The organism is Plantactinospora sp. GCM10030261, assembly GCF_042666615.1.
Classification (GTDB): domain Bacteria; phylum Actinomycetota; class Actinomycetes; order Mycobacteriales; family Micromonosporaceae; genus KBS50.
In genome coordinates, this window is sequence record NZ_JBHTDD010000039.1 from 17,308 (window position 1) to 38,145 (window position 20,838).

Below are 20,838 nucleotides of genomic sequence, written 5' to 3' on the forward strand. Positions count from 1 at the left end.
GTCGGACGCGGCGGGTCGGGACGGTCCGCCGCCGGCCGGGGGCAACCGTCGCCATCCGGCCGCCGGTAGTACCGCTCGTTCCGCCCGGGGCGGCGGTCGGTCGGCGGCCGGACGGGGCCGGACCGGGCAGCGGGAGCCGTGTCGCACGCCTCGACCACCTCGGGAGACCGCGGCTGGGTCGTGTCGTATCTGGTCCGCGCGGAGTTGTGCAGGTGGTCGCGCATCACGGCCTCCGGGTCGCCGCACCGTCGGGTCGGGTCCCACCGCCGGTACGGCCAGCGACCGTCCACTCGGTGGGACTACGCGAACTGTAAGCACATGCTGTTGAGATGACAACAGGACGCGCCCTCATGATGACATATCGTCATGCGATGATCGATCCTCGGCGGGACCGCGCGCTCTACCGCCAGCTCGCCGACCTGCTCCGCGATCAGATCAACCAGGGCGATCTCGCACCGGGCTCGCAGCTTCCCTCGGAGAGCAGCCTCGCCCAGACGTACGGTCTGGCCCGACCGGCGGTCCGACAGGCCATCGCGTTGCTGCGGTCGGAAGGCCTGATCACCACGTCCCGTGGTTACGGGACCCGGGTGCGGGACGAAATCGAGCGCCGCCCGCTGGAACTGCCGGCCGGCGCCTCGGCCATCGTGCGGATGCCCTCCGAGCCGGAGCGGGCCGCGCTCGACATCGACGACGGCGTGCCGGTCATCGAGATCAGGATGCCGGACGGCCGTTCGGCCGTTCATCCCGGCGACCGGGTCTTCCTGCTGCGCCCGTAACGATCGCTCGCCGTCGCTGGACGCGACCGCACCGCCACCCCGAACCGTTGGCCTTCGGGCGCTAGGCTCAGCGGAGCGTAGGCTCGTCCGCCACGCACGCTCACCACGGTGCGGCGGAGAACCACCGGACACCCGCTACGGAGAACGATGACGCAACCGCCCGACGGTGGCCCGAACCGACCGTCCCCGCAGGAGCCCTCCGACGCGCAGAACTCCGCGCAGCCGACATCCGCCGATCCGCAGGACGGGACGGTTGGGCACCGGACGGGACCGGACGCACCCGCCACCGGGCAACCGGACAACTCCGAAGGCACGGTCGAGTTCGGCGGGGGCGGTTTCCCCACCCCGCCGGGCTACCCTTCGCACGGACAGCAGGCCGCCGTCGTCGCGGCGGACAAGCCGCCGTATCCGGCACCGACACCGCCTCCACCCGTCAGCAGCCCGGCACCGACACTGCCCGTCGACAGCCCGGCGGCGCCACCCGCCGCGCCCGGCTCCGCCGAGGGCACCGTGGAGTTCGGCCACGCCGGCTTCCCCACCCCGCCTGGTTACCCCGTGTACGGCCAGCCGCCGCCCACCGGCTACGGACCGCCACCGGCCCCCGGTCACGGGCCACCGCCCGCCGGGTACGGGACCTCACCCACGTCCGGGCAGCCCACGCCGTCCGGGCAGCCCACGCCGTACGGGCAACCCACGCCGTACGGGCAGCCCACGCCGTACGGGCAGTCCGCGGGGGGTGCGACGCCGCCGGCCGGGCCGAAGAAGCGACGCGGCGCGCTGATCGCCGGCATCGTGCTGGCCGCCGTCCTCCTGATGTGCGGTGGGGGCGGCCTCGCCGCGTTCCTGTTGCTGCGTGGCGAGGGCGGCGAGGGGGCACCCGAACCGGTCGTCGCCACCGACGAGTTCCTCCGGGCCGTCTACCTCGACCAGGACGCGGACAAGGCGGCCGGGCTGGTCTGTTCCGCCGCCCGGGACCGGGGCGAGATTGCCAAGAAGGTGGAGGAGATCAAGGGCTACCAGGAGACATACCAGAACCCCCGGTTCCGGTGGACCCCGCCCGCCGTGTCCGAGCAGAACACCGAGCGGGCGATTGTCACCACCAAGCTTACGATGATCACCGGTGACGAGCGTTTCTCGGAGCAGCAACTGCGGGTCACGGTCGTCAAGCAGAGCGGCTGGTGGGTGTGCGACGTGGGGTGACCGGCGGAACTGGTTACCCTGGTGGCGATGCGAGCAGACAGGGAGCCGGCCGGACCGGCGGGCGCCGCTTGGCCGGCCCGGCTGCATGTGGTGACGGGCAAGGGCGGCACGGGTAAGACCACGGTGGCGGCCGCACTGGCCCTCGCCCTCGCCGCCGGTGGCCGCCGCACCCTGCTGGTGGAGGTGGAGGGCCGGCAGGGCATCGCACAGCTCTTCGACACCGAGCCGCTGCCGTACGAGGAACGCCGCATCGCCACGGTGGACGGCGGTGAGGTACGGGCGCTGGCGGTCGACGCCGAGGAGGCGTTGCTGGAGTACCTCGACATGTTCTACCGGCTGGGTGCCGCGGGAAAGGCGCTACGCAAGTTCGGGGCCATCGACTTCGCCACCACCATCGCCCCGGGATTGCGGGACGTCCTGCTCACCGGAAAGGTGAAGGAGGCGACCACGCGCACCTCCGGTGGCCGCCGGGTGTACGACGCGGTGGTCCTGGACGCGCCGCCGACCGGCCGGATCGGGCGCTTCCTCAATGTCACGGCCGAGGCCGCCCGGCTGGCCAAGGTGGGTCCCATCAAGACGCAGAGCGAGGGCGTCGCCGCGCTGCTCCGCTCGCCGATCACCGCTGTGCACGTGGTCACTCTGCTCGAGGAGATGCCGGTCCAGGAGAGCATCGACGCGATCGCCGAGCTGACCGGGCTGGGCATCCCGGTCGGACGGATCATGGTCAACGCCGCCCGGCGGCCGCTGGCCGTCGGCCGGGTCACCCAGGCCGAGCTGCGCCGCGGCCTGGCGGCGGCGGGACTGGCGGCGGACCGGACAGTGGTGACCGGGTTGTACGCGGAGGTTCGCGACCAGCTGGTCCGCCAGTCGCTGGAGGAGTCGCTCCGGACCGACCTCGCGGAGCTGGGGCGTCCGCTTGTCGAGCTGCCGCTGCTGCCCGACGGGGTGGACCGGGCCGGTCTCGACACGCTGGCCGAGGCGCTGGTCCGGGTCACCTGAGCTGACCTGCCCGCGGGCGGGCACCGATGGAGCGTCCTACAGCACACCCGTTCGCGGTGCCAGACGGTGGGGCGGGGATGCCGATACGCTCGAATCGTGCCCACCGATGACGCCGCACCCCCGCTGGAGATCGACGAGGTCCTCACCGACCCCGCCGTCCGGATCGTCGTCTGTTGTGGCGCCGGGGGCGTCGGCAAGACCACCACGGCGGCGGCGCTGGCCCTGCGCGCCGCGGAGCGGCACGGCCGACGCACGGTGGTGTTGACCATCGACCCGGCGCGGCGGCTGGCCCAGTCGCTCGGCCTGACCGAGCTGGACAACACCCCTCGGCAGGTGAAGGGGATCGACGCCGAGGCCAGCGGCGGCGAGTTGCACGCCATGATGCTGGACATGAAGCGGACCTTCGACGACGTGGTGCTCCAGCACACGGACCCGGACAAGGCCGCGGAGATCTTCGCCAATCCCTTCTACCAGGCGATGAGTTCCACCTTCGCCGGTACGCAGGAGTACATGGCGATGGAGAAGCTGGGCCAGCTGCACGCCCGGAACGAGTGGGACCTCATCGTGGTGGACACGCCACCGTCCCGGTCGGCGCTGGACTTCCTCGACGCGCCGGCCCGGTTGTCCCGGTTTCTCGACGGGCGGATGCTGCGCCTGCTCCTGGCACCGGCCCGGACCGGCGGCCGGAGCATGTTCAGCTTCGTCACCGCCTCGTTCGGGATGTTCTCGAAGGTGGTACAGAAGGTACTTGGCGCCCAGTTGCTCACCGACCTGTCCGGCTTCGTGGCGGCGCTGGACTCCATGTTCGGCGGCTTCCGGCAGCGGGCCGAGCAGACGTACCAGATCCTGCAGGCGCGGGAGACGGCCTTCCTGGTGGTCGCGGCGCCGGAACGGGACGCGGTCCGGGAGGCGGCCTACTTCGCCGGGCGGCTGCGGGCGGAGCGGATGCCGCTTGCCGGTCTGGTGCTCAACCGGGTGCACCGGGTGGCGGTCGAGCAGCCGTCGGCCGGGGAGAGCCTGGCCGCGGCCGATCGGTTGGCCGCGCTGGGCGGACACGACGCGACCGTTGCCGCGCTGCGGGTGCATGCCTCGCTGGTCCAGCTCGCCGACCGGGAGCGCCGGGTCGCGCACGGGTTCACCGACGAGTTCCCGCAGGTGCCGATGGTGGCAGTCACAGCGCAGCCCGCCGACGTGCACGACGTCGACGGGCTGCGAGCGATCGGTGTCGCGATCAGCCGCTCGTGAGCAGGACCTTCTCGCGGTCGCGCATGGCCGCCTCGAACATCTTCCGCCAGCTCGGCACGTTGGGATGGCGGCGGAGCAGAGCCCGGCGTTCCCGCTCGGTCATCCCACCCCACACGCCGAACTCGATGCGATTGTCGAGCGCGTCGGCGAGGCACTCGTACCGCACCGGGCAGCTTCGGCAGATTCGTTTCGCGACGTTCTGCTCGGCGCCCTGCACGAACAGCGCGTCCGGGTCCCCGTTCTGACACGCCGCCATCGTGGGCCAATCCGGCATCATGCCCATCTGTTCTCGTCCCCCCTAACTTCGCGCCACCGACCCGAACGACGGTCGGCAAGCAACCCCCCGGTCGCCCGCGCGGCCCACCCCCTGGGCACGCCGGACAACGTGCGATTTCCTCGCCAGAACCATCATGCTCCGTAGTCATACGATTACGCAACGTTGTCGGCCAAATCCATCAATCCGGACACTCCAGGCTCTTCGCCCGGGCGCGACCGGTGCGTACCCGGCGTCGTTGCGCGAAAACGCCACGGAAACCCGCTCCATGGGGGAGACTCGGCAGCGGAGCAGCGCAACCTCACGTCAGGGATAGTGCGTCTAGCACAACGAAGCCAGCGCCGGCAGGAAATGGGGAAAGTACGCCGGAACGAGGCTTCGTTGGGATTCCCGTACCCTGACGGAGTGACCTGGATGCGCAAGCGTGACCACAACCCGCTGACCAACGCCGCATCGCTGCTGATCTGCGGCCTCCTCGCCGGCGTCGTCGTGGCCGCGGCCGCGTTCCCCGCGGTGGCGATGTCCGGCCTCGCGGCCAAGGCGGGAGCCGAGACCTTCGACCGGCTACCCACCGAGCTGACCGTCAAGAAGGCACCGCAGATCAGCTACCTGTACGCCGCCGACGGCAAGACCGTGGTGGCGACGATGTTCGACGAGAACCGGCGCGACATCCCGTTGAAGGACATCCCCCCGGTGATGCGCAACGCGATCATCGCCGCCGAGGACCACAACTTCTACAAGCACAACGGCGTCGACATGAAGGGCGTGGCCCGCGCCTTCGTCAACAACAGCAGCGCCGGCGCCCAGCAGCAGGGTGCGTCCACGCTGACCATGCAGTACGTCCGGTTGGCCATCTCCTACTCCGCCACCAAGCCCAAGGACGTGGTGGCGGCCACCGAGGACACCACGGCCCGCAAGCTCAAGGAGATGCGGTACGCCATGCAGGTGGACAAAGAACTCGGCAAGGACGGCGTGCTGGAGCGCTACCTGAACATCGCCCCGTTCGGCAACGGCGCGTACGGCGTCTACGCGGCCAGCCAGGTCTACTTCGGCAAGCACCCGAAGGACCTGAAGATCGAGGAAGCGGCGATGCTCGCCGGCATGGTGAAGGCGCCGGACGGTTTCGACCCCACCAACCCGGTGAAGAAGCCGAAGGCGCTCGACCGGCGCAACTACATCATCAACAACATGCGCGACCTCGGCCAGATCACCGTCGCGGAGGCAGACGCGGCCAAGGCCACCGACCTGGTCGTCAAGGCCCGGCCGACGCCCAACGGCTGCGTCGCGGCCAACAAGAACCACTGGGGCTTCTTCTGCGACTACTTCTACCGCTGGTGGCTGTCCCAGGAGACGTTCGGCGCCACCACGTACGACCGGGAGCGGCGGCTCAAGAGCGGTGGTTACCGGATCGTCACGACCCTGGACCCGAAGGCCCAGGAGGCCGCCCACAAGCACATTCTCGCGAACCAGGGCGTCAACAAGAAGCAGGCCCTGATGCTGGCCGGGGTGGAGCCGGGCACCGGCCGGGTCCGGTCGATGGCGGTGAACCGGAACTTCAAGCTGGACAACCCGACCAAGCCGACCAACCCGTATTCGAGCGACCCCGCCAAGGCGAAGCGGAAGGTGCGGGCCACCTACCCGAACACCACAAACCCGCTCCTCAGCGGCGGTGGCGACATCGCCGGCTACCAGGCTGGTTCGACGTTCAAGATCTTCACTCTGGTCGCGGCACTGGAGAAGGGCTACTCGCTCAACCACACGATGAACGCGCCGAACCAGTACCGCTCCAAGTACGTCATCAGCAGCAGCAGCCCCGCGGCCTGTAAGGGAACCCACTTCTACTGCCCCACCAACGACAACCCGTCGATGGCCGGCACGCACAACATGTGGTCCGCCTTCGGCCACTCGGTGAACACCTACTGGGTGGCGCTGGAGGAGCGGGTCGGTGCCGAGAAGGCGGTCGAGGTGGCGAAGCGGCTGGGCATCAAGTTCGCCGGCTCGCCGGCCCAGCAGAACTCGGACGCCTGGCTCGCGGCCAACGCCGAGACGTGGGGCGCGTTCACCCTCGGCGTCTCGTCCACCACCCCACTCGACCTGGCCAACGCGTACGCCACGCTGGCCGCCGACGGCAAGTACTGCGAACCCATCCCGGTGCAGGAGATCATCGACCAGGAGGGCAACAAGCTCGACGTGGCCAACACGCGGTGCAAGCAGGCGGTCAAGGTGGAGGTGGCGCGGGCGGCCGTGGACGCGGCCCGCTGTCCGCTGGGCGACCGCTCCAGCACCACCAAGTGCAAGACCGCGACGGCCGGCAATGTCCGCGGTGTCGTTGGTAAGCCGGTCGCCGGCAAGAGCGGCACCACCGACGGCGACAAGACCGCGTCACTGGTGGCGATGACCAAGCAGTACGCCTTCGCCGGCATCCTGGCCGACCCGGACTGGCCGCAGCAGGACCGGATCAAGATGGGTCACGACGTCAACGGCGGCGTGAACCCGGCCGTCTACAACACGCTGCGGGACGCGATGAAGGGCAAACCCGCAATCGACTTCACCCCGCCGGGCAGCAAGACCGTGCAGGGTGACGAGAGGTCGATCCCGAACGTCAAGTGCCAGTCGGTGAACTCGGCCCGCTCGGAACTCAAGGACGCCGGCTTCGAGGTCGAGGTGGACAACAAGCGGGTGCCGTCGAGCTGCCCGGCCGGATCGGCCGCCGGCACCTCGCCGGACGGCCGGACCGCCAAGGGCAGCCTCGTGGTGATCGAGGTCAGCAACGGCAGCGGCGGCACGCCGCCGGGCAACTCGGGCGGACAGCCCGGCACCGGTCCGGGTAACGGAAACGGCAACGGGCGACCACCCGGCCGCTGAACCGCGGGGAGGGGCCCGCACCGACGGTGACCGTCGGTGCGGGCCCCTCCCCGCGTTCGCGACTCCGGCAGACGCGCTGCCGCGTTCCTCGGGTGGCGGGTGGCGGGTTACCCATCGGGGCCGGCGCCCCGCTGCCGCCACGCGCCGCCCGCCGCGCCCAGCGTGCTCAGCCGCCGAGCTGACGACGTACCTCGGCGGCGACCCGGCCACCCTCGGCCCGTCCGGCCACCGCGGCCTGAGCCGCCTTCATCGCCGGGCCCAGCTGGCCACGGCCGGTGAAGCCGCCCGCGGACAACGCCCCGGCGACCACGTCTGCCAGCTCCGCGTCACCGAGCTGTCGTGGCAGGTAACGGTCCAGCACCTCGCCCTCGGCGCGCTCCTTGGCGGCCTGCTCGGAGCGCCCGGCGTCGGCGAACGCGGTCGCCGCCTCGCGCCGCTTCTTCGCCTCCCTGGTCAGCACCGCCAGCACCTCGTCATCGGTCAGTTCCCGCTTCTCGGCCCCGGCGACCTCGGCGTTGCCCACCGCCGCGAGGGCCATCCGCAGGGTCGAGGTGGTGACCTCGTCACGGCTCTTCAAGGCGGTACGCATGTCCGCGGTCAACCGGTCCTTCAACGCGCTCATGGATGGTCAAACTACTCTGGGCGGCATGGGAAAGCGCACCTTATCGCGGCTGACCGCCGGCCTGGCGGTGGCCGGCGCCGCCACCCTCGGTTACGCGGCACTTATCGAACGGAACATGTTCACCCTGCGGCGGTACGACGTTCCGGTGCTCGGCGCGGACGGCGAACCGCTGCGCATCCTGCACCTGTCGGACCTGCACATGATGCCCGACCAGCGACGCAAGCAGGCGTGGGTGGCCTCACTCGCGGCCACCGACCCGGACCTGGTCGTGGTGACCGGCGACAACATGGCCGATCCCGGTTCGGTCCCCGGCGTGCTGCGAGCCCTGCACCCACTGCTCGACCTGCCGGGGGCGTTCGTCTTCGGCTCGAACGACTACACCGGGCCGGTGTGGAAGAACCCGCTCGGTTACCTGCTGCCCGAGCGGGATTACGTCAGCGGTGCCGACCTGCCGTACGAGGACCTGCGGGACGTGCTGACCGGCGCCGGCTGGGCTGATCTGAACAACGCCCGTACCTCGATCAAGGCGGGTGGACGGCTTGTCGAACTGGTCGGGGTGGACGATCCACATATTGATCGAGACGAGTACGAACTCGTGTCCGGGCCGGTGTCAGCCGAGGCCGAGTTGAGCATCGGAGTGACCCATTCGCCCGAGTCGCGGGTGCTCGACGCGATGGCCACCGACGGCTTCGGCCTGCTGCTGGCCGGGCACACCCACGGTGGCCAGGTCTGCGTACCGTTCTACGGCGCGTTGACCACCAACTGTGACCTGCCTCGCTCGATGGCGCGAGGGCTGCACCGGTGGCCGGGCTCCGATGCCTGGCTGCACGTCTCCGCCGGGCTTGGCACCCACCCGACGGCGCCGGTCCGCTTCGCCTGCCCCCCGGAGGCCACGCTGCTCACCCTGATCCCACGCTGACCGGGCCGGCGCCGGCCCGCCGCCTCCCCGGTACGCACCGGAAGCGGAGCGCCGGCCGGCCCGGCGCGCCGGGGTACCCGGTTTGACCACCGCAGGCGGTGGGCTACTATTGCTCGGCACGCCTCGGGGTGTGGCGCAGCTTGGTAGCGCGCTTCGTTCGGGACGAAGAGGTCGTCGGTTCGAATCCGGCCACCCCGACCAGGTAGAGCAGCTCAGGGCCAGTTTCCCAGCTAGGGAGACCGGCCCTGAATCGCGTCCGGGACACCGTTCGGGAGAATCCTCGGAGAAGATCTTGGCGGCTCGCCCCGCCTCCCGCAGCACCCGGTCAAGGGTGAGCACCGGGGAGCCCGGTTCCAGCCGTCCCGGGACGAAGGCTGCCGGCGTTGCGTCCCCGCACCGGCACCCGGAGGGGTCCGGCGCCCTTAGTGATAGGGGCCAGGTCACCTCGTGCGGTTACCGACCTGACGAGCACGCCATCGGCCGGATGCGAGAAGGAGGCGCAGGAGTGAGATATGTCAGCGTGGAGCGGACGAATACCGGCATGGCCTTGGATCCGACGGCGTACTTGCGACAGTTGCCGCGCTTCGCCGAGTCGTTGCCCGAGGGCGCGCGCAGATTCGCCACGGACTCCAGCCACTACGACTTCTTTGGTCAGCGGTGCGTCAAGGACCTTAAGCCCGAGCAACTGACGTCAGGTGAGACGGGCGGGAGCCGTTGGCTTGAGCTGCACTTACGGCACAACTGTTGGAAGCACGAGGAAGACCTGACGATCCGCTACAGCGGCGTGCAGAGCCTGACGATTGAGCCCGCTGACCAAGGGATGGACGTGGCCCAATTCCATTCCGTGATGCTGGACGAAGTGCTGCCACACGAACACGGGTGTCAACACGAGATCGTTTGCCTCTCAGGAACGCTTGTCGTGACGAGCCAGGACTTGGCCGCCACCTGGTCGTACGCCGGCTGTCCGGAGCGCGAGCCGAGTAGGTGAGTGCTTCCGGCGCGAATCACGGCGGCCGCTGGTCACCAGCGGATCTTGGACAGTTTCCGTCCAGATAGAACGGAAACTGTCCAAGATCTGTGTTCATCGGCCGTCCAGCAGCACCTGCTCGAGGGTGCGGCGGCCGATCCGGAGTGACGGCTCCGCTATGGTTTGGGCTCATGCGGACGAAGCAGGAGTTGGCTGCGGCCATCCGGCAGGACCGGCGCGCCGCTCTCGTCGTCAACGCCCACTCACGCCGCGGCCGGGCCCATCACCATGCCGCTCTCGCCCGCATCACCGCGGCCGGCTTCGAGTTGCTGGGTACGTACCCGGTGGACCGCCCGGGGCAACTGGAGGCGGCGCTGGCGGCGGCCGTGGACCTCGGCCCGGACCTGCTCGTCGCGGGTGGCGGTGACGGCACGCTCAGCGCTGCCGCCCGGGTACTCGCCCACCGGGACATGGCACTCGGCCTGCTCCCGCTGGGCACCACAAACAACTTCGCGCGGACCGTCGGCGTCCCGCTGGACCTGGACGGCGCGGTGGGTGTGCTGGCCACCGGTACGGTGATCGACGTCGACCTCGGTCTCGCCGGTGACGTCCGGTTCGCGAATCACGTCGGCGTCGGCCTCTCCGCTGACATCATGCTCAAGACACCACGGCGGCTCAAGCGGATCAGCGGCCGGCTCGCGTACCCGTTGACCGCCCTGGCGCTACTCGTCCGGCACCGCCCGCTGCGGGTCACCGTCCGGGCGGACGGCGCGGCGCACGAGTTCCGCACGCACCAGGTGTACGTCGCCAACGGCGGTTTCCACGCCGGTCGGCCGATCACGGCGGACACCGACGCCGACGATCGGCTGCTGGTGGCGTACCCGGTGGGTGGCCCGACCCGGCGCGGCCTGCTGCGCGACACGGCGCGCAACGCGGCGACCGGCCACCGCCGCAGCGTCGGCGACGAACCCTTCCTGGCCGTCGGCGGACTCTCGCTGGAAACCGACCGACCGGCGCGGGTCGAGGTCGACGGCGAATTGTGTGGCCGGACCCCGCTCCGGATCGGCCTGGATCCCAACGCGTTGCGGGTGATGGCCCCGGCCGGCACCCTGGACCGCTGACGCACCCCCTGGTCCACAGTGGCGGATCGGCGCAACGACGGGAGGGCCCGGCACGTCGCCGGGCCCTCCCTGCCATCGATGCTGGACGCTCAGGCGACGCGCCGGTCCTCGACGTGGATGACCTCGAGTTCGTGCCCGTCCCAGTCGCGCTTGCTCTGTCCCCACCTGCCCACCGCGAGATCGCTGTCGTCCTCCACCTCGTCTGGCCCGACGTACGTCAGCACCTCGCCGTGCGGACCCCACACGATCCAGCCGGGCCCCGGATCGAGGGGCAGAACGCCGAAGTCACCGGCCGGGCCGTCGGGCCGCACCGGCCCGTACTCCCGGAGTATCCCGATCGCCTGGGCCGCCAGGTCGGCGTCCGGGCTCGGATCGGGCAGCAGCACGCAGGTGCCGTGCGCGAACAGCACCCAGGATTTCGCGTCGCCCTTGACGGCACGACGCCACACGTTGACAAGATCCGCAGCACTCATGGCGACGATCCTGCCTTCGTCCGTACGAAATGGACACCCGTACGCCGGTACAGATAGCGGGAACCGGATGGACGGCGTGGAGCGTCCAAGGACGGAACGGAATCGAGCCGAGCGAGGGACCATGCGTCGTACCGGAATCGTGGCCAGCCTGCTGACCGGTCGTACCGGAATCGTGGCCAGCCTGCTGGCCGTCGGCCTGCTCGTCGCGGCCTGCGCACAACCCGACTCGCAACCCGGAGCGCCAGACTCCGGTGACTCCGGCCCGGGCGGGACCGTTCCACCCACGCAGGACCCGGCCGCGTTGGTGGGTTCGTGGAGCGTGACCGGCACCGGGACGGTGCTGCGGCTCGCCCCAGATCAGCTGTCGATCTTCGATGACTGCGGCGTCCACTCGGGTACCTGGCGGGCCGACACCGGCGGGTTGTTCGTCGGCTACGTCTACGCGCACGTCCCGGCCGACACCACCCGTCGTTCCTGCGCGTCGGCGGACAGTCTGCCCGCGTGGTTGGTGAACGCCGCCGGCTTCGAGGTGACCGGAGACGGGGCGGTGTTGCTCGACCCGCAGGGCCAGGCGGTGGCCCGGCTGAGCCCGGGCGCTCGGCCCAGCCCGCCCCCGGGTGTGGACCCGGCCGAGGCGGCCCCGCCGACGCTCACCGACGAGGTGCGGCAGGCGTTCCGCCCGGCCGCGCCGCTACCCGCCGGCCTCACCCCGGCCGGCCGGGATGCCATGATCGGCCGCTGGGTCCCCGCGAGCGGTCCGGCGGTCAAGGTCCAGCAGGCGTACGTGGAACTGCTGGCGGACGGCGCGTGGCGCGGCTCGGACGGGTGCAACGGGCAGGGCGGCCGGTGGACGTCCGGTCCGGCGGGCGCGCTGCTGGCCGTCACCGGAGCGAGCACGCTCATCGGCTGCGCGAACGTGCCGGTGGCTGACTGGCTCTCCGGCGCGCACCGGGCCGGTCTGGACGGCGAGGTCTTGGTCCTGTGCGACGTCGCTGGCACCGAACTCGGCCGGCTGCGCCGGGACGGCTGAGCGGCCTCCGCGAGAGCCGCGCGACCGCTAAATTCGTTCGCGGCCTGTCATACCCGGTCAGCAGAATCGGGGTCATGCTTCGCCAAGCCCTGCCCAGCCGCCCGGAGGCCCGCCGGATCCTCGTCGGCACCCTGCTGTCGGCGGTGGGACGTGGCCTCACGCTGCCGTTTCTGTTCATCTACCTGACGGATGTCCGCGGGCTCAGTGATGCCCAGGCCGGCCTGGCGATCGGGTGGTATGGCGCCGTCACCCTCGCGCTCTCGCCGATCGGCGGCACTCTGATCGACCGCTTCGGCGCCCGCCGGGTCGTGGTGCCGGCGCTGGTCATCGAGGCCGTGGGGACCGGCTCGCTCGCCCTCGTCGACTCCGCCGCCGAGGCGTTCGGGGTGGCCACCGTGATCGCCGTCGGCGGTTCGGCGATCTGGTCGGGCCAGGCGACCATCCTCGCCTCGTTGACCGACAGCGGCGAGCGGCAGCGGGTCTTCGGCCTCCAGTTCGCGCTGCTGAACCTGGGTATCGGCATCGGCGGCCTGATCTCCGGGTTGATCGTCGACACCGCCCGACCGGGCACCTTCCAGGTCGTCTATCTCATCGACGCGCTCACCTACCTGGCCCCCGCGGTGATCCTGCTGTCGTTGCCAGCGGTCGGTCACCGGCTAGCCGCGGCGCCGGCGGACACCGGCGCCACGCGGCCGGCCGGCGGCTACCTCACCGTGCTGCGCGACCGCCCGTTCCGGCGGTTGATCATCTTTGGCCTGGTGCTTACCACCTGTGGCTACGCCCAGATCGAGGTCGGTTTCGCGGCGTACGCCGTCCGGGTTGTGGAGGTGACCCCACGGGTGGTGGCCTTCGCCCTCACGGCTAACACGATCATGATCGTGCTGGCCCAACTTGTCGTGATCCGCCGCCTCGAAGGGCGCAGCCGCTCCGGAGCACTCGCCGTGGTGGGTGCGGTCTTCGCCGCGGCCTGGTTGGTGCTCGGGGCCGGCGGCCTGGTCAGCGGCACCAACGCGATCGTCGCGGCGGTCTGCGTGGTGGCCTGCTCGGCGATCTTCGGGTTCGGCGAGACCATGCTGTCGCCGATGATGCCCGCCATCACCAACGCGCTGGCCACCGACGAACTGCGCGGCCGGTACAACGCGATGGGTTCCATGATCTTCGGGATCAGCGGTGTCGTCGGGCCGGTCACCGCGGGCCCGTTGATCGGCGCCGGCGGCGGGCTGATCTGGGTCTGCCTGGTGACCGGCGGCTGCCTGGTGGCCTCACTCATCGCGTTGTCGTTGCGTCGGCTGCTGTCCGCGGCACAGGATGGCCGGCCGGCGGCGCCGGTTCTCGAGCCGGAGCCGGCCCGGGCGTAGCGACCGGCGGGCGGGCGAGACCCGGGCCGGGCGTCGCGACCGGCAGGCGGGGCGAGACCGGTGGCGGGCTGGCTCGTTGAACGATGTATGCCCAACATCCGCGTTGGGCGTCCGTCGGGTGGCAGCCCGGGGCATGGAGGCCGACGATGCGCTCGTTCCGTCATTGGACGCCGCGGTACGTTGTCGACCGCATCGCCATCGCCAGGTTCCAGCGCCTCGACCCGGCCGCACCCTGGCTCACGCCCCGAGCCGTCGAGTTCCTCGACCGGATGTTGTTGCCTGACGACCGCGGCCTGGAGTTCGGCTCCGGTCGCAGCACGGTATGGCTCGCCCGGCGGATCGGCCACCTGGTCAGCGTCGAGGACGACGCGGGTTGGCACGAACGGGTCTCCCGACAACTCAAGGAACTGTCCCTGGACAATGTCGACTACCGTTTCGCGCCGCGGGATCTGCCCGAGGACAGGGGAGGCGACAGCGAGTACGCCCGGTCCGTACTGGAACTTCCCGACGCCAGCCTGAACCTCGTGCTCGTCGACGGCGCCTATCGAGATCATTGCGCCCGGTACGCGTTGCCGAAACTCGCCCCCGGCGGGTTGCTGGTAATCGACAACGTCAACTGGTTCCTGCCGTCACAGACCAGGTCACCCTTCTCGCGCGGCCCGGCGGATGGGCCGGCAACCCCCGCGTGGGCCGAGGTGCTTTCGATCATTGGTGGTTGGCGTACGGTCTGGACGTCCTGCGGCGTGTGGGACACGGCGATTTATCTGAAGCCCTGATCCCCGGCCCAGGCGCCGGCTGAGGAAGTCCACGGCCCGACCCGGGGTCGACCCGCCGTCGCGGACGATGGCCAGCCCACCCGGGGGCGTACCGGCAGGTGGCCGGGTGGATCACTATCGCACCCGCGAGTCGCCCTGGTCCCAACGGGCGGACCGTAACGGGGGTCACATCGGCGACCCCCGCGCGCAGCACTACCCCGGCGCAACGGACATATCGCCTCACAAGATCCATTAGTTCCCGTCGACGAGACTAACCTTGGACTCAGCCTTCTGGGTGCTGACCTGGGAGACTTCCCCTGCCCCAGCCCCTGTGGGAAGGATCCGTTGCTCCTCGACCATGAACAACTGTTCGCCGATGTATCGGCGGCGCTGGCGTCGGCGCCCACGGCCGTCGACGCCTGCCGGTCGGCGGTCACCACACTGGTCGGCCGCCAGGCCGGCTGGCCTCCCGGGCCACCGGCCCGGGCCTCGGTCCTGCTCCGCGTACACGACCGGCTCCGGTGCGTCGCGGCCACCGGCTCGTGGCAGACGAACGCCTGCGTACCGGCGGGGATCGGAATCACCGGACGGGTCTGGTCCACCGGTCGACCAGCCGTGGTCGCGGACGTGGCGGACGACCCCGACTACGTTCCCCTGCGGCCGGACGTCACGGCCGAGGTGTGCGTACCGGTCCGCGATCCGGCCGGTCAGCCCGTCGGCGTGCTCGACCTGGAGTGGACCGAACCGGTCGAGCTGGGACCCTGGACCCGCGTCGCCGAGGCCGTCGCCGTCAAGCTCGGTGCCCGGATGGACGAGTTGGGTGGGCCGCCCGCCGAGAGCAGGAGCGAGAAGCTGCTCCGACACGTCGCGGCGATGACGACGGCCGCCGCCGAGTGGAAACTGCTGAGCGTGGCGATGGATGCCGCGCGGGACGTGTCCGGGCTGCCGGCGGCGGTGCTGGCGCTCGCCGGGCCGGACGGCCCTCGACTTGTGGATCCCGTGGCGCCCGTGGGTGATCTGGAGACGCGGATCCGGGCGGCACTGGCCGGCGCCGGCACCGAGGCAGTCGACCGGCTCATCGCCCGCACCCACCGTTACGGCACCGCGTACACGTTGGGTGAGCCGTACCTGCCGGCGACCGCCGACGCCGCCGTGCTCATCGCCACCGGTGTCGGCACGCTGATCGCCGTTCCGGTCGGTCCGCCGGACACCGGCGGGGTGTTGCTGGTCGCCGACGACCAGGTGCGGCAGCCCGATCCGACCACGGTCAACCTCATGGAGCTGCTCGCCGCCCAGGCGTGGGCGTGTCTGGACCGGTTGCGTGGCCTGGCGCGGCTTCGCGAGCAGGCCAGCTCGGACCCGTTGACCGGGCTGCGTCACCACGGTCCGTTCGGGGAGCGCCTCGCCGACAGCGTCCCGGGCCGCACCGCGCTGCTCGCCATCGACGTCGACGGCTTCAAGAACGTGAACGACACGTACGGCCATCAGGTTGGGGACCGGGTGCTCGTCGACCTGGCCCGGGCCATCGAGGGGGCGCTGCGGCACGGCGACGAGCTGTACCGGATCGGCGGGGACGAGTTCGTGGCAGTGATCGAGGTGCGAAGTCCGGAGGAGGCGGTCGGCATCGCCGAGCGGTTGGCCGAGGCCGCCCGCAGGGTGGATCACACGATCAGCGTCGGAGTTGCCGTCCAGCGGCACCGGGAGCCACCGGAGGCGACCCTGCGACGCGCGGACGTCGCCTTGTACGACGTCAAGCGGCGGGGCCGCAACGGGGTCCGGCTCGCGGCGGCCTGACCCTGAGCCCGCTCGACGACGCGGTCCGCGCGCGGGCACCCGTCCGCCGGGCACGCTCGTCGTCGGTTCGGCACCTCGGCGGTACGGGCTCCTCAGCGGCGCAGTTCGGCGGCGAGCAACTCGGCGATCTGGGCCGTGTTGAGAGCCGCGCCCTTGCGCAGGTTGTCGCCGGTGACGAAGAGGTCGAGGGCGCGCGGGTCATCGATCGAGCGACGGATCCGGCCCACCCAGGACGGGTCGGTGCCCACCGCGTCGATCGGCATCGGGAACTCGCCCGCCGCCGGATCGTCCACGAGGATCACACCGGGGGCGTTGCGGAGTGCCTCGCGGGCGCCCTCGGCGTCCACCTCCGACCCGAAGACGGCATGGATGGCGACCGAGTGTCCGGTGACCACGGGCACCCGGACGCAGGTGGCGGAGACCTTCAGGTCCGGCAGTCCCAGGATCTTGCGGGACTCGTTGCGGAGCTTGAGTTCCTCGGAGGACCACCCGCTGTCGCGCAGCGATCCGGCCCACGGCACCACGTTGAGGGCCAACGGCGCCGGGAAGGGCCCTAGATCGTCGCCGACCGCCTGGCGTACGTTGCCTGGGCGGGATCCGAGAACCCGGTCGCCGGCGATCTTCGCGAGCTGATCGTGCAGGACGTCCACGCCGGCCTGGCCGGCCCCGGACACCGCCTGGTACGAGGCGAGCACCAACTCCCGCAGCCCGTACTCGCGGTGCAGCGGGGCGATCGCCACGATCATCGCGAGCGTGGTGCAGTTGGCGTTGGCGATGATTCCCTTGGGTCGCTTGCGGACCTGTTCCGGATTGATCTCCGGCACCACCAGCGGCACATCGCGGTCCATCCGGAACGCACCGGAGTTGTCCACCGCCACCGCGCCTCGGGCGACGGACACCGGCGCCCACTCCAGGGAGACCTCGTCCGGCACGTCGAACATCGCCACGTCGACGCCGTCGAAGGCGTCGGCGGACAGTTCCTGGACGATCAGGTCCTCGCCTCGACACCGGATCGTGCGGCCCGCGGACCGGGCCGAGGCGATCAGCCGGATCTCGCCCCAGACGTTCTTGCGCGCGGAGAGCAGGTCACACATGACCGTGCCAACGGCGCCGGTGGCGCCGACCACCGCCAGGGTGGGCAACGTGGTCATCGGTTACCGCCCGGTCCCGGCGTAGACGACGGCCTCCTCGTTACCGCCGAGGTCGAACGCGGCGTGGATGGCGCGGACAGCGGCGTCGAGATCGGTGTCGCGACACACCACGGAGACCCGGATCTCGGACGTGGAGATCATCTCGATGTTCACCCCGGCCTCCCCGAGCGCGGCGAAGAAGCCGGCGGCCACCCCCGGATGCGACCGCATGCCGGCGCCGATGAGGGACACCTTGCCGACGTGGTCGTCGTACAGCAGGCCCTTGAACTTGGTGGTCTCCTGGATCTTGCTGAGCGCCGCCATCGCGGTCGGGCCGTCGTCCTTGGGCAGGGTGAACGAGATGTCGGTGCGGCCGGTTCCCTCGGTGGAGACGTTCTGCACGATCATGTCGAGGTTGATCTCGGCGGCGGCCACGGTCTCGAAGATCCGGGCCGCTGCCCCCGGCTCGTCCGGCACGGCGACGATCGTGATCTTGGCCTCGCTGCGGTCGTGCGCGACCCCGGTGATGAGTGCTTGCTCCACGGGAAGGTCCTCCATCGAACCGGCGACCACGGTGCCGGTGTTGGTCGAGTACGACGAGCGGACGTGGATCGGCATGCCGAAGCGGCGGGCGTACTCGACGCACCGCAGCATCAGCACCTTGGCTCCACAGGCCGCGAGTTCCAGCATCTCCTCGTAGGTGATCTGTTGGATCTGGCGGGCGTCCGGCACGATCCGCGGATCGGCGGTGAAGACGCCGTCGACGTCGGTGTAGATCTCACAGACGTCGGCCTCCAGAGCGGCGGCCAGCGCCACCGCGGTGGTGTCCGAGCCACCGCGACCGAGGGTCGTGATGTCCTTGGTGTCCTGCGAGACACCCTGGAAGCCGGCGACGATGGCGATCGCCCCCTCGTTCAGGGCACTGCGCAACCGGCCCGGCGTCACGTCGATGATCCGGGCCTTGCCGTGGGTCGAGGTGGTAAGCACGCCGGCCTGCGAGCCGGTGTAGGACCGGGCCTCGTACCCCAGGTTGTGTATCGCCATCGCCAGCAGGGCCATCGAGATGCGCTCACCCGCGGTCAGCAGCATGTCCAGCTCCCGGCCCGGCGGCAGCGGACTGACCTGGTTGGCCAGGTCGAGCAGTTCGTCGGTGGAGTCACCCATGGCGGAGACCACCACCACGACGTCATCGCCGGCCTTGCGCGCGGAGACGATCCGTTCGGCCACCCGCTTGATCCGTTCGGCGTTGGCGACGGAGGAACCGCCGTACTTCTGCACCACCAGTGCCACGACGGTCCAACTCCCTCCGACGGCCGAACGTGCCAGCGCCGCCGGTGTGGAAAGGGCCGGCGGCGCCGTGCGAGACCATTTCAGGGTACCGGCCGTGGCCGCGAGGCGGGACAGGCGATCCCACCATCCGGCGTCCCTGTCATCCGGGACGGCGTGTCCGCGCCGGCAAACGGGATATTTGCCGCTTTCATCCCGAGAATGGCTTGATGGGGATGACCATCCTGTTCGTGGCTGCCAACCGCCGCGCCGCGGCAGCCGGCGCGATCGCGGTGAGCATGCTCGCGGTCGGTGCCGGCTGCGCCGCGGCGCCGGCGCCGGCGCAGCCACCGGCTGGCCCGCGGGCAGCCGTCGATTCGCCGGCCCAGGTAGCTCGCGATCAACTCGCGGCCCGCGTAGCCGCCGCGGCCGACCAGCGGCTGACCGCGTCGTACGTCTGGTCGGCCGCCGGCCGCCCGGACCGGGTGGTGACGGTGGCCGAGGCGACCGATGGCGGCTGGCGGGTCGACATCCCCGGCGGCGCACTCGACGGGACCGTCGACGTGGCGATCATCCGAACCGGCGCCGTGACATTCCAGTGCACGCTGTTCTCGACCACGGAACAGCCAACCTGCGTCCGACCCGCCGACCCGGACGGAACGCTGCCCACCGAAGCCGATCCCGAGGTGCATCACGTCTTCACCGACTGGCAGACGACGCTCCTCGACCGGCGGGCTCCACTGGCGGTGTCGGTCGGCCAGCCGCCGCCCGGGGTCGACGGCGACTGCTTCGCGGTCGGCTCGACGTCCGCCTCGTTGGCCGCGCCGCTGGCCGTGGGGAGGTACTGCTACCACCCGGACGGCACCCTGACCGGCGCCCGGCTCGACCTCGGGACGCTGCGGCTGGCCGGCCCGCCGACCGCCGGACCCGCCACCATCGAGTTGCCCGGTCCAGTGGTCCTCGGCGAGCCGCTGCCGGTCGGCGCGCCCGCCGCCTCGACGACCGCGCCGCTTGCCGACTGACCGTCAGATCAGTCGGCCGCGCCGCTGGACCGGAGCAGAACGTCGGCCGCCTCGGTGCCCCGGTAGTAGACCCGTTGCCCCCGCCGGCTCCGGCTCACCAGGCCCGCCCCGAGCAACGCGCCGAGATGCTGGGACACCGAGCCGATGGACAGGCCGGTCCGGCGGGCCAGATCGGACGTGGTGGCCGGAGTACGGACCAGACCGAGCAGGGTCGCCCGGCTGGTCCCCAGCACCCGGGACAGCGCGTCACCATCCGCCGGTACGGACCGCTCCCACAGCGTGCCGACGGCGCGTACCGGATAAAAGCCGGTGGGTGTCGAGTCAGCGAGCATCGGCCACAGCACCCGCCGGCCGACGAAGACACCCGGGTGCAACGCCAGACCCCGGCCCGCCAGATCGATGTCGATCTCCCAGGGGTCGTCGACGATCACCCGGTCACCGATCCAGCGGACCGTCGGGTGCAGGTGCGGAAGGAACCCGCCGACACCGGCCTCGGCGAGCAGACCGGCGCGGTAGGCGATGTCCGCCTCGAGCAAGGTCCGCATCCGTGCCCAGTCCTCGGCGATGACCTCGTCGTACCAGGTCCGCACCGCGCTGGCCAGGTGCGGCAGGGCGGTGCCGGGATCGTCCACGAGCCGCTGCCCGAACGGGCCGAGCGGCAGGATACGGGCGGTCGCCATGGTGTCCCGGACCACCACCACCGCGGGTGTGTCGACGAGTTGGGTGAGCTGGTCGGCGAGGGTGGCGGCCGGGCTCGGGGACGGCGGGGTGAGGAAGTCCGGCGGCCAGGCTCCCCGGCGGGTCAGCTCCCGCAGCGGCGCGACACGCACCGCCACCTCCGGCCGCCGCAGGGCCCGGCGGGCCCGGTCGATCCAGGGCAGATGTACCGCGTTGCGCACCGGATCGTCCACCACCCACATGCTGGACACCGTCTCCCACAGCGGCGAGACGGCGAACCGCAGCTTGGCGACGTCGGTCACCCCGAACCGCAACTGCGACATCCCCCACCTCCGCGAGGCTTC

19 protein-coding genes and 1 tRNA gene are annotated in these 20,838 nt (G+C 70.9%); 14 read left to right on the forward strand and 6 right to left on the reverse strand.

The annotated features are described in order from the left end of the window. Positions 1–371 precede the first annotated feature (371 nt). From ACFQUZ_RS29760 to ACFQUZ_RS29775, 4 genes are all read left to right on the forward strand, one after another. On the forward strand, positions 372–776 hold the full coding sequence (locus tag ACFQUZ_RS29760) for a GntR family transcriptional regulator (protein ID WP_377448163.1): 405 nt from the start codon (positions 372–374) through the stop codon (positions 774–776). A gap of 555 nt (positions 777–1,331) precedes the next feature. Next, entirely contained in the window at positions 1,332–1,976 is a 645-nt protein-coding gene (locus tag ACFQUZ_RS29765; RefSeq protein WP_377448220.1) for a hypothetical protein, read from the forward strand. Positions 1,977–2,003: 27 nt separating this feature from the next. Continuing rightward, on the forward strand, positions 2,004–2,975 hold the full coding sequence (locus tag ACFQUZ_RS29770; protein ID WP_377448164.1) for an ArsA-related P-loop ATPase: 972 nt from the start codon (positions 2,004–2,006) through the stop codon (positions 2,973–2,975). A 93-nt stretch (positions 2,976–3,068) separates the two neighbouring features. Beyond that, positions 3,069–4,220 (forward strand): ArsA family ATPase, encoded by a 1,152-nt coding sequence (locus tag ACFQUZ_RS29775; RefSeq protein ID WP_377448222.1) that lies wholly within the window; start codon positions 3,069–3,071, stop codon positions 4,218–4,220. Here the strand turns inward: ACFQUZ_RS29775 and ACFQUZ_RS29780 are convergent. Next, positions 4,207–4,503 carry a WhiB family transcriptional regulator gene (locus ACFQUZ_RS29780; RefSeq protein WP_377448166.1) on the reverse strand — a complete coding sequence of 99 codons (297 nt, stop codon included), beginning with the start codon at positions 4,501–4,503 and terminating at the stop codon, positions 4,207–4,209. The genes ACFQUZ_RS29775 and ACFQUZ_RS29780 overlap by 14 nt on opposite strands. 405 nt (positions 4,504–4,908) lie before the next feature. Between ACFQUZ_RS29780 and ACFQUZ_RS29785 the strand changes: the two genes are divergently transcribed. Beyond that, entirely contained in the window at positions 4,909–7,359 is a 2,451-nt protein-coding gene (locus ACFQUZ_RS29785) for a transglycosylase domain-containing protein (protein WP_377448167.1), read from the forward strand. 166 nt (positions 7,360–7,525) lie between these two features. On the opposite strand, the gene ACFQUZ_RS29790 is transcribed toward ACFQUZ_RS29785, so the two are convergent. After that, on the reverse strand, positions 7,526–7,981 hold the full coding sequence (locus ACFQUZ_RS29790) for a GatB/YqeY domain-containing protein (protein WP_377448169.1): 456 nt from the start codon (positions 7,979–7,981) through the stop codon (positions 7,526–7,528). A 25-nt stretch (positions 7,982–8,006) separates the two neighbouring features. Between ACFQUZ_RS29790 and ACFQUZ_RS29795 the strand changes: the two genes are divergently transcribed. The 4 genes from ACFQUZ_RS29795 (at position 8,007) to ACFQUZ_RS29810 (ending at position 10,988) form a co-directional block, all read left to right on the forward strand. Beyond that, on the forward strand, positions 8,007–8,900 hold the full coding sequence (locus tag ACFQUZ_RS29795; protein WP_377448171.1) for a metallophosphoesterase: 894 nt from the start codon (positions 8,007–8,009) through the stop codon (positions 8,898–8,900). 124 nt (positions 8,901–9,024) lie between these two features. Further along, positions 9,025–9,101 (forward strand) — tRNA-Pro (locus ACFQUZ_RS29800). A 304-nt stretch (positions 9,102–9,405) separates the two neighbouring features. Further along, positions 9,406–9,888 carry a hypothetical protein gene (locus ACFQUZ_RS29805; RefSeq protein ID WP_377448173.1) on the forward strand — a complete coding sequence of 161 codons (483 nt, stop codon included), beginning with the start codon at positions 9,406–9,408 and terminating at the stop codon, positions 9,886–9,888. A gap of 170 nt (positions 9,889–10,058) precedes the next feature. Continuing rightward, positions 10,059–10,988 (forward strand): diacylglycerol/lipid kinase family protein, encoded by a 930-nt coding sequence (locus ACFQUZ_RS29810; RefSeq protein ID WP_377448174.1) that lies wholly within the window; start codon positions 10,059–10,061, stop codon positions 10,986–10,988. A gap of 89 nt (positions 10,989–11,077) precedes the next feature. Here the strand turns inward: ACFQUZ_RS29810 and ACFQUZ_RS29815 are convergent, their stop codons facing one another. After that, complete coding sequence (locus ACFQUZ_RS29815; protein ID WP_377448176.1) at positions 11,078–11,461, reverse strand: hypothetical protein; 384 nt, start codon at positions 11,459–11,461, stop codon at positions 11,078–11,080. Between the two features lie 121 nt (positions 11,462–11,582). Here ACFQUZ_RS29815 and ACFQUZ_RS29820 point away from each other — a divergent pair, with 121 nt between their 5' ends. From ACFQUZ_RS29820 to ACFQUZ_RS29835, 4 genes are all read left to right on the forward strand, one after another. Further along, entirely contained in the window at positions 11,583–12,491 is a 909-nt protein-coding gene (locus ACFQUZ_RS29820) for a hypothetical protein (RefSeq protein ID WP_377448178.1), read from the forward strand. A gap of 74 nt (positions 12,492–12,565) precedes the next feature. After that, the gene (locus tag ACFQUZ_RS29825) at positions 12,566–13,849 is read left to right on the forward strand and encodes an MFS transporter (RefSeq protein ID WP_377448179.1); all 1,284 of its coding nucleotides are present in this window, start codon (positions 12,566–12,568) and stop codon (positions 13,847–13,849) included. A 146-nt stretch (positions 13,850–13,995) separates the two neighbouring features. Next, positions 13,996–14,625, forward strand: coding sequence for an O-methyltransferase (locus tag ACFQUZ_RS29830; RefSeq protein ID WP_377448181.1), 630 nt, complete (start codon positions 13,996–13,998; stop codon positions 14,623–14,625). 324 nt (positions 14,626–14,949) lie between these two features. Further along, positions 14,950–16,398 (forward strand): diguanylate cyclase, encoded by a 1,449-nt coding sequence (locus ACFQUZ_RS29835; RefSeq protein ID WP_377448183.1) that lies wholly within the window; start codon positions 14,950–14,952, stop codon positions 16,396–16,398. A gap of 92 nt (positions 16,399–16,490) precedes the next feature. On the opposite strand, the gene ACFQUZ_RS29840 is transcribed toward ACFQUZ_RS29835, so the two are convergent. Continuing rightward, complete coding sequence (locus tag ACFQUZ_RS29840; protein ID WP_377448185.1) at positions 16,491–17,549, reverse strand: aspartate-semialdehyde dehydrogenase; 1,059 nt, start codon at positions 17,547–17,549, stop codon at positions 16,491–16,493. 3 nt (positions 17,550–17,552) lie between these two features. Further along, a complete protein-coding gene (locus tag ACFQUZ_RS29845; protein WP_377448187.1) occupies positions 17,553–18,818 on the reverse strand; it encodes an aspartate kinase in 1,266 nt (421 codons plus the stop codon). A 206-nt stretch (positions 18,819–19,024) separates the two neighbouring features. On the opposite strand from ACFQUZ_RS29845, the gene ACFQUZ_RS29850 reads away from it, so the two are divergent. After that, positions 19,025–19,816: a hypothetical protein gene (locus ACFQUZ_RS29850; RefSeq protein WP_377448189.1), complete on the forward strand. Its 792-nt coding sequence runs from the start codon at positions 19,025–19,027 to the stop codon at positions 19,814–19,816. An 8-nt stretch (positions 19,817–19,824) separates the two neighbouring features. Here the strand turns inward: ACFQUZ_RS29850 and ACFQUZ_RS29855 are convergent, their stop codons facing one another. Beyond that, a complete protein-coding gene (locus ACFQUZ_RS29855; RefSeq protein ID WP_377448191.1) occupies positions 19,825–20,817 on the reverse strand; it encodes a helix-turn-helix domain-containing protein in 993 nt (330 codons plus the stop codon). Positions 20,818–20,838 lie beyond the last annotated feature (21 nt).

Coding starts and splice junctions, on each gene's coding strand:
- ACFQUZ_RS29760 (WP_377448163.1), top strand. CDS start 372: ATGATCGATCCTCGGCGGGACCGCGCGCTCTACCGCCAGCTCGCCGAC.
- ACFQUZ_RS29770 (WP_377448164.1), top strand. CDS start 2,004: ATGCGAGCAGACAGGGAGCCGGCCGGACCGGCGGGCGCCGCTTGGCCG.
- ACFQUZ_RS29780 (WP_377448166.1), bottom strand. CDS start 4,503: ATGGGCATGATGCCGGATTGGCCCACGATGGCGGCGTGTCAGAACGGG.
- ACFQUZ_RS29785 (WP_377448167.1), top strand. CDS start 4,909: ATGCGCAAGCGTGACCACAACCCGCTGACCAACGCCGCATCGCTGCTG.
- ACFQUZ_RS29790 (WP_377448169.1), bottom strand. CDS start 7,981: ATGAGCGCGTTGAAGGACCGGTTGACCGCGGACATGCGTACCGCCTTG.
- ACFQUZ_RS29795 (WP_377448171.1), top strand. CDS start 8,007: ATGGGAAAGCGCACCTTATCGCGGCTGACCGCCGGCCTGGCGGTGGCC.
- ACFQUZ_RS29810 (WP_377448174.1), top strand. CDS start 10,059: ATGCGGACGAAGCAGGAGTTGGCTGCGGCCATCCGGCAGGACCGGCGC.
- ACFQUZ_RS29815 (WP_377448176.1), bottom strand. CDS start 11,461: ATGAGTGCTGCGGATCTTGTCAACGTGTGGCGTCGTGCCGTCAAGGGC.
- ACFQUZ_RS29820 (WP_377448178.1), top strand. CDS start 11,583: ATGCGTCGTACCGGAATCGTGGCCAGCCTGCTGACCGGTCGTACCGGA.
- ACFQUZ_RS29825 (WP_377448179.1), top strand. CDS start 12,566: ATGCTTCGCCAAGCCCTGCCCAGCCGCCCGGAGGCCCGCCGGATCCTC.
- ACFQUZ_RS29830 (WP_377448181.1), top strand. CDS start 13,996: ATGCGCTCGTTCCGTCATTGGACGCCGCGGTACGTTGTCGACCGCATC.
- ACFQUZ_RS29840 (WP_377448185.1), bottom strand. CDS start 17,549: ATGACCACGTTGCCCACCCTGGCGGTGGTCGGCGCCACCGGCGCCGTT.
- ACFQUZ_RS29850 (WP_377448189.1), top strand. CDS start 19,025: ATGGGGATGACCATCCTGTTCGTGGCTGCCAACCGCCGCGCCGCGGCA.
- ACFQUZ_RS29855 (WP_377448191.1), bottom strand. CDS start 20,817: ATGTCGCAGTTGCGGTTCGGGGTGACCGACGTCGCCAAGCTGCGGTTC.